The sequence below is a fragment of the Paraburkholderia solitsugae genome, assembly GCF_013177695.1.
GTDB lineage: Bacteria > Pseudomonadota > Gammaproteobacteria > Burkholderiales > Burkholderiaceae > Paraburkholderia > Paraburkholderia solitsugae.
In genome coordinates, this window is the sequence record NZ_WOEY01000082.1 from 1 (window position 1) to 13,918 (window position 13,918).

16 protein-coding genes are annotated in these 13,918 nt (G+C 64.1%); 6 read left to right on the forward strand and 10 right to left on the reverse strand.

The annotated features are described in order from the left end of the window. Nucleotides 1-24 precede the first annotated feature (24 nt). Nucleotides 25-411 (forward strand): aspartate 1-decarboxylase, encoded by a 387-nt coding sequence (gene panD / locus GNZ12_RS20550; protein ID WP_012432059.1) that lies wholly within the window; start codon nucleotides 25-27, stop codon nucleotides 409-411. A 59-nt stretch (nucleotides 412-470) separates the two neighbouring features. On the opposite strand, the gene GNZ12_RS20555 is transcribed toward panD, so the two are convergent. Next, complete coding sequence (locus GNZ12_RS20555) at nucleotides 471-1,109, reverse strand: ParA family protein (RefSeq protein WP_172313063.1); 639 nt, start codon at nucleotides 1,107-1,109, stop codon at nucleotides 471-473. A 211-nt stretch (nucleotides 1,110-1,320) separates the two neighbouring features. Here GNZ12_RS20555 and GNZ12_RS20560 point away from each other — a divergent pair, with 211 nt between their 5' ends. Next, nucleotides 1,321-1,740: a PaaI family thioesterase gene (locus GNZ12_RS20560; protein WP_172313066.1), complete on the forward strand. Its 420-nt coding sequence runs from the start codon at nucleotides 1,321-1,323 to the stop codon at nucleotides 1,738-1,740. A gap of 216 nt (nucleotides 1,741-1,956) precedes the next feature. On the opposite strand, the gene GNZ12_RS20565 is transcribed toward GNZ12_RS20560, so the two are convergent. After that, on the reverse strand, nucleotides 1,957-2,373 hold the full coding sequence (locus tag GNZ12_RS20565; RefSeq protein WP_074285124.1) for a DoxX family protein: 417 nt from the start codon (nucleotides 2,371-2,373) through the stop codon (nucleotides 1,957-1,959). Between the two features lie 141 nt (nucleotides 2,374-2,514). Further along, nucleotides 2,515-3,975 (reverse strand): cobyric acid synthase, encoded by a 1,461-nt coding sequence (locus tag GNZ12_RS20570; protein ID WP_172313123.1) that lies wholly within the window; start codon nucleotides 3,973-3,975, stop codon nucleotides 2,515-2,517. 154 nt (nucleotides 3,976-4,129) lie between these two features. Between GNZ12_RS20570 and cobU the strand changes: the two genes are divergently transcribed. The 4 genes from cobU to GNZ12_RS20590 are packed head-to-tail and all read left to right on the forward strand — an operon-like array spanning nucleotide 4,130 to nucleotide 7,557. Beyond that, entirely contained in the window at nucleotides 4,130-4,684 is a 555-nt protein-coding gene (gene cobU, locus GNZ12_RS20575) for a bifunctional adenosylcobinamide kinase/adenosylcobinamide-phosphate guanylyltransferase (RefSeq protein ID WP_172313069.1), read from the forward strand. Further along, nucleotides 4,684-5,619, forward strand: coding sequence for an adenosylcobinamide-phosphate synthase CbiB (cbiB, locus tag GNZ12_RS20580; RefSeq protein WP_172313071.1), 936 nt, complete (start codon nucleotides 4,684-4,686; stop codon nucleotides 5,617-5,619). Before cobU ends, cbiB begins: the two co-directional genes overlap by 1 nt. Further along, on the forward strand, nucleotides 5,612-6,649 hold the full coding sequence (cobD, locus tag GNZ12_RS20585; RefSeq protein ID WP_172313074.1) for a threonine-phosphate decarboxylase CobD: 1,038 nt from the start codon (nucleotides 5,612-5,614) through the stop codon (nucleotides 6,647-6,649). Before cbiB ends, cobD begins: the two co-directional genes overlap by 8 nt. Next, nucleotides 6,646-7,557, forward strand: coding sequence for a cobalamin-binding protein (locus GNZ12_RS20590; protein ID WP_172313077.1), 912 nt, complete (start codon nucleotides 6,646-6,648; stop codon nucleotides 7,555-7,557). The genes cobD and GNZ12_RS20590 overlap by 4 nt, the downstream gene beginning before the upstream one ends. A gap of 40 nt (nucleotides 7,558-7,597) precedes the next feature. Here the strand turns inward: GNZ12_RS20590 and GNZ12_RS20595 are convergent, their stop codons facing one another. From GNZ12_RS20595 to GNZ12_RS20625, 7 genes are all read right to left on the reverse strand, one after another. After that, nucleotides 7,598-9,013, reverse strand: a complete 1,416-nt coding sequence (locus GNZ12_RS20595) for a Fic family protein (protein ID WP_172313079.1) — start codon at nucleotides 9,011-9,013, stop codon at nucleotides 7,598-7,600. Nucleotides 9,014-9,217: 204 nt separating this feature from the next. Further along, the gene (gene cobC, locus GNZ12_RS20600; protein WP_172313082.1) at nucleotides 9,218-9,808 is read right to left on the reverse strand and encodes an alpha-ribazole phosphatase; all 591 of its coding nucleotides are present in this window, start codon (nucleotides 9,806-9,808) and stop codon (nucleotides 9,218-9,220) included. Next, nucleotides 9,793-10,569, reverse strand: a complete 777-nt coding sequence (locus tag GNZ12_RS20605; RefSeq protein ID WP_172313085.1) for an adenosylcobinamide-GDP ribazoletransferase — start codon at nucleotides 10,567-10,569, stop codon at nucleotides 9,793-9,795. Before GNZ12_RS20605 ends, cobC begins: the two co-directional genes overlap by 16 nt. Before the next feature lie 63 nt (nucleotides 10,570-10,632). Next, nucleotides 10,633-11,694, reverse strand: coding sequence for a nicotinate-nucleotide--dimethylbenzimidazole phosphoribosyltransferase (gene cobT, locus GNZ12_RS20610; RefSeq protein WP_172313088.1), 1,062 nt, complete (start codon nucleotides 11,692-11,694; stop codon nucleotides 10,633-10,635). A 37-nt stretch (nucleotides 11,695-11,731) separates the two neighbouring features. Next, nucleotides 11,732-12,571: an ABC transporter ATP-binding protein gene (locus GNZ12_RS20615; protein WP_172313091.1), complete on the reverse strand. Its 840-nt coding sequence runs from the start codon at nucleotides 12,569-12,571 to the stop codon at nucleotides 11,732-11,734. Beyond that, nucleotides 12,568-13,623 carry a FecCD family ABC transporter permease gene (locus GNZ12_RS20620; RefSeq protein ID WP_172313094.1) on the reverse strand — a complete coding sequence of 352 codons (1,056 nt, stop codon included), beginning with the start codon at nucleotides 13,621-13,623 and terminating at the stop codon, nucleotides 12,568-12,570. The genes GNZ12_RS20615 and GNZ12_RS20620 overlap by 4 nt, the downstream gene beginning before the upstream one ends. A 27-nt stretch (nucleotides 13,624-13,650) precedes the next feature. Next, complete coding sequence (locus tag GNZ12_RS20625; RefSeq protein WP_172313060.1) at nucleotides 13,651-13,821, reverse strand: hypothetical protein; 171 nt, start codon at nucleotides 13,819-13,821, stop codon at nucleotides 13,651-13,653. Nucleotides 13,822-13,918 lie beyond the last annotated feature (97 nt).

Here is a 13,918-nt window from a genome sequence, read left to right on the forward strand (position 1 = left end):
CATTAGAAGCACAAGGGATTGGTCATGCAACGAAACATGCTGAAGTCGAAAATCCACCGCGTCGCGGTCACGCACTGCGAACTGCACTACGAAGGCTCGTGCGCCATCGACGAGGACTTACTGGAAGCCGCGAATATCGTTGAAAACGAGCGGATCGACATCTGGAACATCAACAACGGCGAGCGTTTCTCGACGTACGCGATCAAAGGCGAACGCGGCAGCGGCATGATTTCGCTGAACGGCTCGGCCGCGCGGCGCGCGCAGTTGGGCGATCTGGTGATCATCGCGGCGTTCGCGGTGGTCGACGAAGCGGAACTGAAAGCAGGTTGGAAACCGGATCTGGTGTTCGTCGACGACAACAACAAGATCAAAGGCAGCCGCGATCACGTGCCGACCCAGAACTGGACCTGAGCTGGCCTTTCGCGGCACGGTTCCATGTAGCGGGCGGCCACGCCGCCTGCTGATTCATATCAAGCCTTCTTGCCGGCGCCGTTGGTCCATTGGATAATCGGCTGCCACTGCTCCAGATCCTTCTCCACGCGGCTTTTCGCGACGTCCCACAAGGTCAGGCCGTGCGCCGCCAGTTGCACGTAATTCTGCGTGTCGCGCAGGTAACCCAGCACCGGCAGCTTCAATCCCTCGACAAAGCGATGCAGTTGCTCCGCTGAACGCGTGCGCGCGTCGACGCGCATGCCCACCACACCGATCTCGATTGCGCCTTTCCTGACCGCCTTCTCCTTCGCCAGCCGCTCGAGAAAATCCTGGGTGGCGAGAATATCGAACATTGACGGCTGCAGCGGCACGATCACCTTGTCGGCCAGATCCAGCGCGATATTCAGGCGGTTGCCATGCAACCCGGCCGGCGTGTCGATGACCGCGTGTTCCAGCCCTCTGGGCGGTTTGGCGGGGTTTTCAAGGTCGACCTCCCAAGTCTCGATGGCCGGCAACGCAGGCGGCCGCAGCGACAGCCACGCGTGCGCGGACTGCTGTCTGTCCATGTCCGCCAGCGCGATCCATTCCCCTTGCGACGCGAAATAGCCGGCCAGATTGGTGGACAGCGTGCTTTTTCCCACGCCGCCCTTCGGATTCGCCACCACGATCACCGTCATGAATTCTCCCGGAAAGAAGGCTGGGCGTCGCCAGCCGGTTTGCCGCGCAGTTTGCTCTGACTTGCGCCGATGTGTCCTGATCCGAGCCGGTTTCAGGTTCGCCCATCGATCCAGCCGTTGATAATATCGACAAATGCACCGGGGCCGAAGCCCCCAAACGGCTATTGACTGCCCTTCATCACTGTTTTTTTCCATCGAGGACCCCAATCTCATGAGCAAACTCCGTCCGGAATACACCGCCGAGCGCCTGCATGAACGCCAGAAGGGCAAGCTGCCCGGCTTGCTGGGCGTGCATGTTCTGGCGCTGGAGCAAGGCACCCTGACCGCGGAATTGACCGTGCGCGATGAATTGCTGGCGCCGAACGGCTTTTTGCATGCCGCCACCGTGATCGGCCTCGCCGATACCGCCTGCGGCTATGCATGCCTCGCGCATCTGCCCGAGACGGCACGCAATTTCACGACCGTCGAGCTGAAAAGCAATTTTCTCGGCACAGCGACGGAAGGCACGATCCGCGCGGTCGCCAAGGCCGTGCATCTGGGCCGCAGCACGCAGGTGTGGGACGCCACCGTCACCGATCCGAACGGCAAGACGATGGCGCTGTTTCGCTGTACGCAGATGGTGTTGTATTGACTGACGCGGGGGCGCGGCGAACGGCTCGACGTGCCTTGGCTTAGCGCCAACAAAAAAAGCACGCGGCCTGACGGCGCGTGCTTTTTTGTCGTCCGGCGAGGCGGAGTGTCGGAATGCCGGTGCGGCCGGATGGCTTGATGCCTGGGCGCTTTGCCGGTTTGAGGTTTTACGGGTGTGCCAGATCTGGCACACCGCCCGCACGGCCGCTCGAACGTATCAGGCGGCCACTGCGCGTGGCGCCTTCGCACTGCTCAGCGCCAGCGCGCCGCCGCCGAGCAGCGACTGCACCGCCAAGGTCACCGCCCAGAAGGCCGGATATTCCCAGCCGCCGTTCGGCGACGCGAACCCCCAGCCGTTGTGCAGATGCGCCGACATCGCGCCGAGCATGAACGGCAGCAGCACCAGCGCAACCCAGCGGACCTGCACGCCGAGCAGCAGCGCGATACCGCCGATCAATTCGACGAACGCCGTCACGTAGCCGAGCCAACCCGGCAAGCCGAGTGAGACGAAAAACTGCGCCGTTCCCGGCAGCGTGAAAACAAAGATCTTTTGCAGACTGTGCGCGAGATACAGGACACCCAAGGCAAGGCGAAGTAGCAAAGCGGCCAGATCGGCGGAGCGGTTCGAGTTCATGACGAGTCCTTTATGAGGGAAACGGCCCGCATCGGCCGTCGATGTCAAGACTGTATTCGAACCATACAAGGTGAAAAACTGCTTTGCAGGCTTTGATTACTTCCCAATAGGATTTAATTGACACCATCCGGTTGATCTTCGTTAGCCAATTGCAGCAAAAAGCTTTGAGAGATCGAGGTGCTCGGCGAGCGTGTCGGCGAGGCGTTCCAGCGACGCCTCACGCAGCGCCGGGTAGTCGATTGTCTCGGCGTCGCTTAAGCCCGCCCACGCCAGCAGTGCGGCGCACGCGGCCGGCGTGTCGAACAGACCGTGCACGTAAGTGGCGAGGATCTGGCCATCGGCCGAGATCGCGCCGTCGGGATGAGCGTCGCCCGCAGCGCCCAACTGCAGCGCGGGCGAGCTGAGCGCCGGACCTTGCGTCTCGCCCATGTGAATCTCGTAGCCGGAGACCTCCGGTGAACCGGGCAATGCGAGACGCCCCGTCACGTTCTTGAGCGTTTTTTCGCGCGTCAGCGCCGTCGAATAATCGAGCCAGCCGAGGCCCGCGCTCGTTCCAGGCGCGCCTTCCACGCCGTGCGGGTCGGCCACTTCGCGTCCGAGCATCTGCATGCCGCCGCAAATCCCGATGATGCGGCCGCCGTAGCGTAGATGCCGTTGCAGCACGGCATCCCAGCCTTGCGCGCGCAGAAAGGCCAGATCGCCCGGCACATTCTTCGAACCGGGCAGGATGATCAGATCGGCCGGCGGAGGCGGCGTACCGCTTCGCACGTAATGAAAATCGACCTGCGGATGCGCGCGCAGCGCGTCGAAATCGGTGTGATTGCTGATGTGCGGCAACACTGGCACGACCACCCGCAGCATCCGCCCCGTATCACCGCTGTGCGCGGCGCGCAGTTCGGGCGGCAGCATGTCTTCGGCGTCGAGCGTCAGACCGTGCAGGTAGGGCACCACGCCAAGTACCGGCTTGCCGGTCTTCGCTTCTAGCCAGTCGAGCCCGGGCTTGAGCAAACTGATGTCGCCGCGAAAGCGGTTGATGATGAAGCCACGCACACGCGCCTGCTCGCTTTCCGACAGACATGCGAGCGTACCGGTCAGATGCGCGAACACCCCGCCGCGGTCGATGTCGGCCACCAGCACGACCGGACAGTCGACCGCTTCGGCGAAACCCATGTTGGCGATATCGCGGTCGCGCAGATTGATCTCGGCGGGACTCCCCGCGCCTTCGACAAAAATCGTGTCGTACGCCGCTTGTAGACGCGCATACGATTCCAGAACGGCCTCGAACGCGACCGGCTTGTAGTCGTGATACGCGCGTGCATCGAGATTCATGCGCGCCTTGCCGTGGATGATCACTTGCGCGCCACGGTCGCTCGTCGGCTTGAGCAGTACGGGGTTCAGATCGGTGTGCGCGGCGATGCCCGCGGCCACCGCCTGCAAGGCCTGCGCACGGCCGATCTCGCCGCCATCGACCGTCACCGCGCTGTTGAGCGCCATGTTCTGCGGCTTGAATGGCGCGACCCGCACGCCGGCGCGGCGCGCGAGGCGGCACAAACCCGCGACGAGCGTGCTCTTGCCCGCATCGGACGTGGTGCCCTGAATCATCAGCGTGCCGCGCGGCACAGGTACGGCGTCATGCGGGGTCGAAAACGTGGTCACAGAATGTCGGGTCCGGCGGTGAATGGGCAATAAACGCGGGCAATGAACGCGGCATTATCCCATCGTGCCGGCACGCGCTGCACGCCGGTACAATCACGCGATGATTCCCCGCGACCTCACCTTCGTTCTCGGCGGCGCCCGTTCGGGCAAGAGCGTGCACGCCGAACAACTGGCGAACGACAGCGCCCTCCCCGTCACGTACATCGCCACCGCGCGCACGGCCGACGACGCCGAATTCAGCGCGCGTATCGCGCATCATCGCGAGCGGCGTCCGGCGCATTGGGCTTTGCACGAAGCCGACGTCGATCTGGCCGCCGCCGTGACGCAAATCGACGCGCCCGGCCATTGCATTCTGATCGACTGCCTGACGCTGTGGCTCGCCAATCTGCTGTGCCCACCTGACGGCGACGGCTTGCCGGTCGATCATTATCACGCGCACTTTGCCGCTTTCGAAGCCGCGCTCATCAACGCCCGAGGCAAGATCATCGTGGTCAGCAATGAAATCGGCCTGGGCGTGGTGCCGCTCGGCGCGGAAACACGGCTCTATGTCGACGAACTCGGGCGGCTCAATCAGCGCATCGCCGCGTTGAGCACGCACGTCACCATGATGGTCGCGGGCTTGCCGCTCGCCCTGAAAACAGCAGGTCGCGCGTGATGCTGTCGCTTCCTCTGATCGTTACCCTGGCAACGGCGGGCGTCGCCGTCGACCGCTGGCTCGGTGAACCGCGCACCGCCCATCCGCTGGTCGGCTTCGGCACATGGGCGATGCGCCTCGAAACGCGCTACAACACCGGACGGCGCTTGCGGCTCAAGGGGCTGCTCGCGTGGTCGCTGGCCGTCATGCCGCCGGTGCTGATCGCCTGGGGGCTCGTCTCCGTACTGCCGTTTTTTGCAGCGTGCGCGGTGCATGTCGTGTTGCTGTGGTTCGCGCTCGGCGCACGCAGTCTGCACGATCACATTGCGCCGATCGCAGAGGCGTTGACGCAACGCGATCTCACGCAAGCGCGTTTGCTCACCGCGCGCATCGTCTCGCGCGAAACGGCTCACGCCGACGAAGCGGCACTGTCGCGCGCAGCCGTCGAATCGGCGCTCGAAAACGGCAACGACGCGATCTTCGGCGCGCTGTTCTGGTTCGCGATCGCGGGCGGTCCAGGCGCGCTGGGGTTTCGTCTGGCCAACACGCTCGATGCCATGTGGGGCTACCGCACGCCGCGCTATTTGCGCTTCGGCTGGGCCGCCGCGCGCATCGACGATGTGCTCAACTGGATTCCCGCGCGCCTCACCGCGGCCAGCTACGCGCTGCTCGGCGACACGCGCACTGCGCTGCATTGCTGGCGCGAACAGGCGCCGCGTTGGGATAGTCCGAACGCCGGGCCGGTCATGGCTTCAGGCGCCGGTAGTCTGAACGTGTTGATCGGCGGCCCCGCGGTTTATCACGGCACGCTCGAACATCGGCCGACGCTAGGTTTCGGACACCCCGCGAAGGCCAGCCATGTCACGGCGGCGTTGATGCTGGTCGAGCGCACGGTCATTCTCTGGCTGGCGGTGCTGATCGTGCTGGCTTTGCTGAGTGTGCCCTTTCATGGTTGATCGAACGGCGTGTCACCGGGCTGAACCCGGCACCGCGCTCAACGCCGTGGTCCACGGCGGCAATCTGCACGAAGCGGCTGAGCGTTACGGCATTCCGTACGCGCAATGGCTCGACCTGTCGACGGGTATCAATCCGCACGGCTATCCGGTGCCGCCGGTTCCAGCGGATGCCTGGCGCCGTCTGCCCGACGACGGCGACGGTTTTGCGGCCTGTGCCGCCCGTTACTATGGCGCGCCCGATGCCGCGCATGTTCTGCCCGTAGCGGGAAGCCAGGCGGCGATTCGCGCGCTGCCCTCGCTGCTGCCACGGGCCCGGGTTGGCATCGCGCCGCTCACGTACAGCGAATATGGTCCCGCATTCGCACGGGCAGGACACGAAGTCGTGCCACTGGATGTATCCTGGGACACTTTGCCCGACGCGCTCACCCATGTAGTCGTCGCGAATCCTAACAATCCGACCGCGGAGCATCTGAGCGCCGGCAAGCTGCTGCACTGGCATGCGCAACTCACCGCGCGCGGCGGCACGCTGCTGGTCGACGAGGCCTTCGCCGATGCGATGCCTTCGGCGTCGCTCGCGGCAAGCACCCATCTCGATGGGTTGATCGTGTTACGTTCGCCGGGGAAATTCTTCGGGCTCGCCGGCGTGCGCGCGGGCTTCGTACTCGGCGCGCCGGCTTGGCTCGACGCACTGCGTCGTACGCTCGGCGCGTGGACGGTCAGCGGACCGGCTCGCCATGCCGTCAAAGCCGCGTTCGAAGACGACCTGTGGCAACTGCAGATGCGTACCCGGCTCGATGCCGAAAGCTCCCGTCTGGTGAGTCTGTTGCATGCACAGGGTCTCGCCACGCACAGCACACCGCTCTTCGCGTGGACCGGCGACGCGCGTGCCGCCGCTCTGCATGAAGCATTGGCGCAACGCGGCGTGTGGACACGGCTCTTCACGGCATCAGGCAGCGTGCGTTTCGGGCTGCCTGCGAGCGACGCGGAATGGGCGCGCTTCGAAGCGAGTTTGCGCGAGGCGATTCGATGATTCGACGCCCACGCTTCGCTATCGCCGCAGCACTTTTCGCGAGCGCGGTGCATGCGTACGCCGCGATCACCGTCACCGACGACTCCGGTGCAACAGTCACACTGCCTGCTCCCGCACAGCGCGTCATTAGTCTCGCGCCGCATGTGACAGAACTGCTGTACGCCGCGGGCGGTGGCGCGAAAATGGTTGGCGCGGTGTCCTACAGCGACTATCCGGCTGAAGCGAAGCAACTGCCGCGCGTCGGCGACAACAAAGCGCTCGACCTCGAACGGATCGTCGCGTTGAAGCCCGACCTGATCGTCGTGTGGCGGCATGGCAATGCGCAGCGCCAACTTGATCGCCTGCGCGAGATGCATGTGCCGCTGTTCTTCAGCGAACCACATCACCTTGACGATGTTGCCGTATCGCTAACGAAGCTCGGGCAACTGCTCGGCACCTCGCCGACCGCCGATGCGGCGGCGGCGGCCTATCGTCGGGACATCGCACGGTTGCGCACGCAGTATGCGAGCCAGCCGCCTGTCAGTGTGTTCTATCAGGTGTGGGATCAACCGTTGATGACGCTCAACGGCGAACATATGGTCAGCGATGTGATTGCGCTATGCGGCGGCCGCAATGTGTTTGCGAAACTCGAACCGCTGGTGCCGACCGTCTCGACTGAAGCGGTGCTCGCAGCGAATCCGGAAGCGATCTTCACCGCCGCGCCCGGCGCGACCAAACCGGACACGACCCTGCCGCAACTCGATACATGGCGCGCGTGGCCGAGTCTGAAGGCGGTGGCAAACAACAATCTGTTCGCCATCGACGGCGATCTGATCAACCGGCCGGCGCCACGTATTGCGCAAGGGGCGAAGCAAATGTGCGAAGACCTGGAGCTGGCGCGTTCGCGGAGGAAGAGCGGCGCGCAGTGATGCCGCTGTGAAAGTTGTGAAGCAGGAAGTGAGTGCCGTGTTAGCGTGAGACGGCGTCTGCCCGCTTGAACGGCCAGTGCTCAAATTCGGAAAGTCGCAGCCGATAGCGCGCGACATTACCCAGATAGAGTTGATCGAGATCGGACTGGATCGCGTCGACGAACGAAGACATATCGCCCGCAGCCACCAGATTCTGTGCGAGTGCTTCGATCTCGCCGCGCGTGCCAGCAAGGCCGCCGCGAATCACCTCCTGCACCACCTGTATTAACGCATTGCGATATTTGAGGCGAAACGCATCCGGCTCGCCGATCGATTGTCGAATCGCCAGATAACGCTGACACGAGCGCTCGTACGCCCAGATGAAGACATCGCGCAACAACTCGACGCGATTGGCCTCGTACACACCGAGCGTACCGTCGACGTAGGCCTTTTCGGGAACGTCGATAAACGACAGCGGACACAGGTTCTGCCGAATCAGCGGGATATTCGCGGTCAGACGCGAGACCCGTTTGCTGACGTCTTCGAAGGGCTGCAGATACGGCAGGTGCACCATGCTGAAGAACGCCTGCTCGAAGGGGTCGTCGATCTGGGCGGCCTTGTTCAACACCGCATCGAAGCATTCCGCGATCTGCTGAGGCACGGCGAGCGGAAAAAATACGGTGCCGCTGATCTCCACTTCGCGCACGCGCAAACGGCCGCTGGCGAACGGGTCGGACATCAGATTGTCGGAAAGAATCGCGTGAAGGTTCAGCACGGTGAACCGGTTGAAACCCACCTCTTCGGCGCTCTCGACAATCATTTCGATCGCGGCCTTGTGGTTGAGGATCATCTGCGTTTCCTGGGCGTCCTTGCCTTCCGCAATGTGTCCTTGCTCAATCAGCCGTACGGTGTCGAGCCGCGTGTAGGTATTGCCCTCGAGCCGCGACGACGCCCACGACAAATCGATCAGAAGCCGGCTCATGATGTCGCGCGCGTAAGTGCCGGCCGGCCGGCCATCCGCCGACGTGCGGCCCCACTCATGCAGACGTGCACGCTGCGCTTGCGATAAATACGCGTCCTGGTTCGGACGATAGCGTTCGAGAAACGCGCGGTTATAGCTGACCGGCCGGCGCTCGTGAAGTGGCCTGTTCACTTCCACGCGCACCTCGAGGCCCGCGCTCGACACGGGCACGTAGGCCTCGCCGGACGTGCTTGCGCCGGTGACAACCTGGGTGGGGGAAACAGCCGCGCTGGAAGCGGAAGCCTGCTTGTACGCCACGGCCCGGCCGGCACCTTCGGCGATGATCCGGCCAGCTTCGAGCAACACGTCGAGACGACGTTGCAGCGTGCGGCGCTGCATGGGATGGCGGCGCGTGGCAAGTGCCGCAGCAAGCGCACGAACGCTCCGCCCCTCAGCGCTTGCAGCGATGAGCTGCTCTATCAGATCCAATTCCTGCTTGATGCCGTTGCTGTTCATACGTGCCACCCATGGAGCCCATGTGTCGCGATAAATCCAAATCGCGACACTTTCCTTGGGATTGTGGCACAAATCAGGCTAATCGTGACACTTTTTCCGTCTAACAGTGTCACGATTTCAGTCTTTCACGACAAATTCTCTAAAAAAGTGTCACGAATAAGGCGAGACTGACGCAATTCGGAGGAGACGGCAGACATCAAGCCCTCACGCATTCCACCTCACCAACGCCCACTGCTGCTGCGCGTCATCCCTGCGCAACCACACAACCCCGGCCATCTCCAGCGACCACCGCAGACAACGTTCCAACGGCACGTCCAGCACCAGCGAAGCGATCGCCCGCATGACACCGGCATGCGTGACGACATACGCCGGCGACAGTTCGCGCGTCTGCGCGAACGCGTCGAACCACGCCCGCACCCGCGCGACGAATTGCGCGACGCTCTCGCCGCCATGCGCACGCGCGTGTTCGAAGTTGGTCGCCCAGTCGTCGAGCAGCTCGCGATCGATCGCGTCCCAGCGCTGCTGCTCCCACTCACCGAAGTCCATCTCCTTCAGCCGGTCGTCATGACTGAGCGCACAGCCGAAATCGTTCGCCATGACCGCAGCCAGCGACGCGCAACGCGTCAGCGGACTCGACATCAACACACGCGGCGGCGGTATCTGCAAGGTTGCCAGTTTCAGTGCAAGGGCACTTGCCGATATCTCGGCGTCCTCGGCGAGCGCCACGTCGCTGTGGCCGTAGCACACGCCCGAATCGAGCGCGACGGCCGGATGACGAATCAGGACGATATCCATGCGAGCCCCACGAGGTAGATGCTCAGTTCAAAGATCTGTTGCGCGAAGCCGAGACAGTCGCCGGTGTAGCCACCGATGCGTCTGACGAAATAGCGGCCCAATGCAAAGCGCAGTGCCATCAATACGGCGAGCGTCACGCAGGCGAAGCGCCAATTCGGCGAATCCAGCCCGTTCGGCCAGAGCAACAGCGGCAAACCGAACACCGCGGCGCACAGCAACGCGGGACCACTCAAGCGCTGCGCAACCGGCTTGGCTTTACCTTCGGCGCGCACATAGTCGAGCGTGGCCAGATAGCTGATCGCAAACACACGGCTCGCTGCGTGCGCCGCAATCATCAGACTTGCGGCGCGCATCGGCTGCAACGCAGAGAGCGTTTGCCACTTCAGTGCTAGCGCGATCACGAGCGCGATGGCGCCGAAAGCACCGATACGCGAATCGTGCATGATGCGCAACACGTCCTCGCGCGTATAGGCGCCACCGAACGCATCGATGCAATCGGCGAGGCCGTCCTCGTGAAACGCACCGGTCACGAGAAGCGACGCAGCCATCGACAGCAGCACCGCTACGCCCGCCGGAAAGACATGCAACGCCGCGAGATAAACCAGCGCGCTCAATCCGCCGATCAATAGACCGACGAGCGGAAAATAACGCGCCGCCGCATTCAGATAGTGCGGCTCATAGCCGACCCAACGCGGCACCGGCACACGCGTGAAATAGCCAAGGGCCGTAAAGAAATAGCGCAGTTCCGCGAGCGGGTTCATGAATGGGCCAGACGCACGTTTCTGTATGACTGCGCCTCGTACAACGGCGCTTCATATAGCGGATCAAGCATCGCGATTCGCGACGCCGGCCGATTCGAAGCTCGCCATTTCGTTGACGAACGCCACCGCCGCGCGCAGGAGCGGCACTGCGAGCGCCGCGCCGGTGCCTTCGCCGAGACGCATATCGAGCGAAAGCAAGGGCAGCGCGCCGAAATGATCGAGCATGCGCCGATGCCCCGCCTCGTTCGACGCATGCGCGAACACACAATACTCGCGCACGTTCGGTGCGAACGCATCGGCCACCAGCAATGCCGCGGTCGCGATGAAACCGTCGACAAGGATCGTCATACGGGCCTGCGCGGCGGCGAGATAGGCGCCCGTCATCATGGCAATTTCGAAGCCACCGAAAGTGGCGAGCACCGTGAGCGGATCGTTGGACACGGCGTGATGCGCGAGCGCCGACGCGAGTACGTTGCGCTTTTTCGCGAGACCCGCGTTGTCGAGACCGGTTCCGCGGCCGACGCATTCGTCGATCGGCACGCCGCAAAGGCGGCTCATCAGACACGCGGCCGACGATGTATTCGCAATGCCCATTTCGCCGAAGCCGATCACGTTGGTGCCGAGCGACGCGTGATACCGCACGCGAGCCGCGCCCGCCTGCATCGCGGCAACCGCCTGTTCATGCGTCATCGCGGGTTCGTGCGCGAAGTTGCGCGTGCCGGCCGCGACTGGAATGTCGATGAGACCCTCGGTCGACGGCAACGGCGTTGCAATGCCTGAGTTAACCACTTCGAGCTCGACACCCGACACGCGGCTCAAGGCATTGATCGCCGCGCCGCCCGCGAGAAAGTTAGCGGCCATTTGCGCGGTCACCGCTTGCGGATAGGGGCTCACGCCTTCCTGCGCAATGCCGTGGTCGCCGGCGAACACGATCATCGCCGGACGTTCGACCGTGGGGTGCGTCGTACGCTGGATCAACCCCATCTGGCGCGCGAGCGTCTCGAGCCGCCCAAGACTGCCGGGCGGCTTGGTCTTGGTATCGATGATGTGTTGCAGTTCGGCACGCAGCGTTTGATCGAGCGGTTCGACTTCGGTCAATCCCGGCAAACCTGGCAAAGAAGTCATAGACGTTTCTAGAAGAGAGAGTGTTTTTATAAAACGCTTAGCCTGCCGATGTGTCATCAGCGGCGGGCGATTCGTGACGTGAGCGCGGCGCGGGAATCAGCGCCTCATGCTCGCCGTCGCGAATCAGAATCAGCGGATAGCCGAACGCGCGGCTCGTCAGCGTAGGCGTCAGCACGTCGTGCACCGGTCCAGCATACGCTCCGCCGTTGCCGTCGAGCAGCAACGCATGCGTCGCGAAGCGGCGCGCGAGGTTCAGGTCATGGCACGAAAACATCACTGTACGCCGAGGCTCGCGCGTCCAGGCGGTCAGCGCTTCGAGACAGTCGATCTGGTGGTGCAGATCCAGATGCGAGAGCGGTTCGTCGAGCAACAACAACGGCGCCTCCTGGCACAATACCGCCGCCAGCGCGACGCGTTGGCGTTCGCCGCCCGAAAGCGACAGCACGTCGCGCGCAGCGAAGGCGGTGAGGCCCAAACCATCCAACGCGGCATGCGCGGCAGCGCGATCGGCCTCGCCCTCCCAACCCCAGCCGGTCAGATGCGGAAAGCGGTTCAGCATCACGATATCGAGCACGCTCGCGCTGAAGGCGTCCGCTGCGCTTTGCGGCATCAACGCGCGACGCTGCGCGAGCGGCAACGGCGGCCAGTCGGCGAGACGCACGCCGTCGAGTTCGACATGCCCCGCCGATGGTTGCGCCAGACCGGCGAGGGTGGATAGCAATGTCGTCTTGCCCGCCCCGTTGGGCCCGGCGATACACCAGATCTCGCCTGCATAGAACGTATGCGTGAACGCGTCGAGCAAGGTGCGCATGCCCGCACGCAAGGTCAGGCGTTGCGCGCTGAGCGCCGGATGCGAGGCGTTGTGTGCGTTCATCATCGGCGCCTGCGCAACAGCATCCACAGAAACACCGGCACGCCGACGATCGACGTGATCACGCCGACCGGCAATTGTGCCGGTGCAATCACGGTACGCGCAATCAAATCCGCGCCCATCACCGCGACACCGCCACCGAGCGCGGCAGCGGGTAGCAGCATGCGCTGATCGTTGCCGAACGCGAGCCGCAACATATGTGGCACCACGAGCCCGACAAAACCGATGGTGCCTGCCGTGGTCACCGCCGCGGCCGCCGCCAGCGACGCCACCAGATACACGCGCAAGCGTAGCGGCATCACGGCGACGCCGAGCGCCTGCGCGGCAGCGTCGCCTCGCAGCAGCACATTCAGGCGCGGCGCCGCGGGCACGATTGCCACGAGCACGACGCAGAGCGCGGCGAGCGCTGTCCATGGCATCGCGCCGCCATTCAGATCGCCGGTCAGCCAGAACAGCATGCCGCGCAGACGATTGTCTGGCGCGAGGTTGAGCAGCAACGTAATGACGGCACCCCAGCCGGCCGCGATCACCGCGCCGGTCAACAGCAAACGCGGCGACGTATCCTGCGGCTCGCCTCGCCACAACTCGCGGCGTGCGAGGCCGAGCACCAGCAGGATCGACACGAAGGCGCCGGCGAACGCACTGGCATCGACGATCCACCACGCGCAACCGGCGATCATCGCGACCAGCGCGAACGTCGCCGCACCGCCCGACACGCCTAACACGTAGGGTTCGGCCAGCGGATTGCGCAACAGCACTTGCAGCAGCGCACCCGCCAGCGCAAGCAACGCGCCGCATGCGAAGCCGGCCACCGCGCGCGGCAAGCGCAGCTTGCGCACGATCTCGCCGGCCAGATCGGCGGACTCGACATGCGGCGCATGCGCAGGCAGCAGCGCCGCCAACACGCGTGCAGGCGCGAGCGACACGCTGCCCAGCGCGAGCGACGCCATCAGCACAGCCAGTGCGATTGCCGCGAGCGCGAGCCAGATCGCGGCCGCGCGCTTCACACTCATCACGCGCAGCGTGGTCGTGGGCATCGGACTTGAGCTGCGGTTCATCGGCGCCTTCTCATGCACGTACATTCGTCACTGCTGCCAACCAGTCGTGACATGCGCACCACGCCGCGGCGAGTTATACGAGTAGGCCGTTTCATAGTCCTTGTTCAACAGGTTCTGGATTTGCGCGGCCACGTACCACGTCTTCGTGGCGGACCCGCGAAAGGCGAGCAACGCCGCGCGAGCGATCGGGGACAGCATGGGATGATATTCCTGTGGATAGCGTGCCCGGCCCGCTTCCCCGCCGGCCGATGCGTAACGAGGCAACCGCGGAGGCACCCACGGAGGCGCCCGCGCT

Bases quoted from the DNA above. Each gene is read 5' to 3' on its own strand.
- GNZ12_RS20560 (WP_172313066.1), top strand. From the start codon at position 1,321: ATGAGCAAACTCCGTCCGGAATACACCGCCGAGCGCCTGCATGAACGC.
- cobD (WP_172313074.1), top strand. From the start codon at position 5,612: ATGGTTGATCGAACGGCGTGTCACCGGGCTGAACCCGGCACCGCGCTC.
- cobU (WP_172313069.1), top strand. From the start codon at position 4,130: ATGATTCCCCGCGACCTCACCTTCGTTCTCGGCGGCGCCCGTTCGGGC.
- GNZ12_RS20615 (WP_172313091.1), bottom strand. From the start codon at position 12,571: ATGATGAACGCACACAACGCCTCGCATCCGGCGCTCAGCGCGCAACGC.
- GNZ12_RS20565 (WP_074285124.1), bottom strand. From the start codon at position 2,373: ATGAACTCGAACCGCTCCGCCGATCTGGCCGCTTTGCTACTTCGCCTT.
- cobT (WP_172313088.1), bottom strand. From the start codon at position 11,694: ATGACTTCTTTGCCAGGTTTGCCGGGATTGACCGAAGTCGAACCGCTC.
- cbiB (WP_172313071.1), top strand. From the start codon at position 4,684: ATGCTGTCGCTTCCTCTGATCGTTACCCTGGCAACGGCGGGCGTCGCC.
- panD (WP_012432059.1), top strand. From the start codon at position 25: ATGCAACGAAACATGCTGAAGTCGAAAATCCACCGCGTCGCGGTCACG.
- GNZ12_RS20555 (WP_172313063.1), bottom strand. From the start codon at position 1,109: ATGACGGTGATCGTGGTGGCGAATCCGAAGGGCGGCGTGGGAAAAAGC.
- GNZ12_RS20570 (WP_172313123.1), bottom strand. From the start codon at position 3,975: ATGATTCAGGGCACCACGTCCGATGCGGGCAAGAGCACGCTCGTCGCG.
- GNZ12_RS20605 (WP_172313085.1), bottom strand. From the start codon at position 10,569: ATGAACCCGCTCGCGGAACTGCGCTATTTCTTTACGGCCCTTGGCTAT.
- GNZ12_RS20620 (WP_172313094.1), bottom strand. From the start codon at position 13,623: ATGAACCGCAGCTCAAGTCCGATGCCCACGACCACGCTGCGCGTGATG.
- GNZ12_RS20625 (WP_172313060.1), bottom strand. From the start codon at position 13,821: ATGCTGTCCCCGATCGCTCGCGCGGCGTTGCTCGCCTTTCGCGGGTCC.
- GNZ12_RS20590 (WP_172313077.1), top strand. From the start codon at position 6,646: ATGATTCGACGCCCACGCTTCGCTATCGCCGCAGCACTTTTCGCGAGC.
- cobC (WP_172313082.1), bottom strand. From the start codon at position 9,808: ATGGATATCGTCCTGATTCGTCATCCGGCCGTCGCGCTCGATTCGGGC.
- GNZ12_RS20595 (WP_172313079.1), bottom strand. From the start codon at position 9,013: ATGAACAGCAACGGCATCAAGCAGGAATTGGATCTGATAGAGCAGCTC.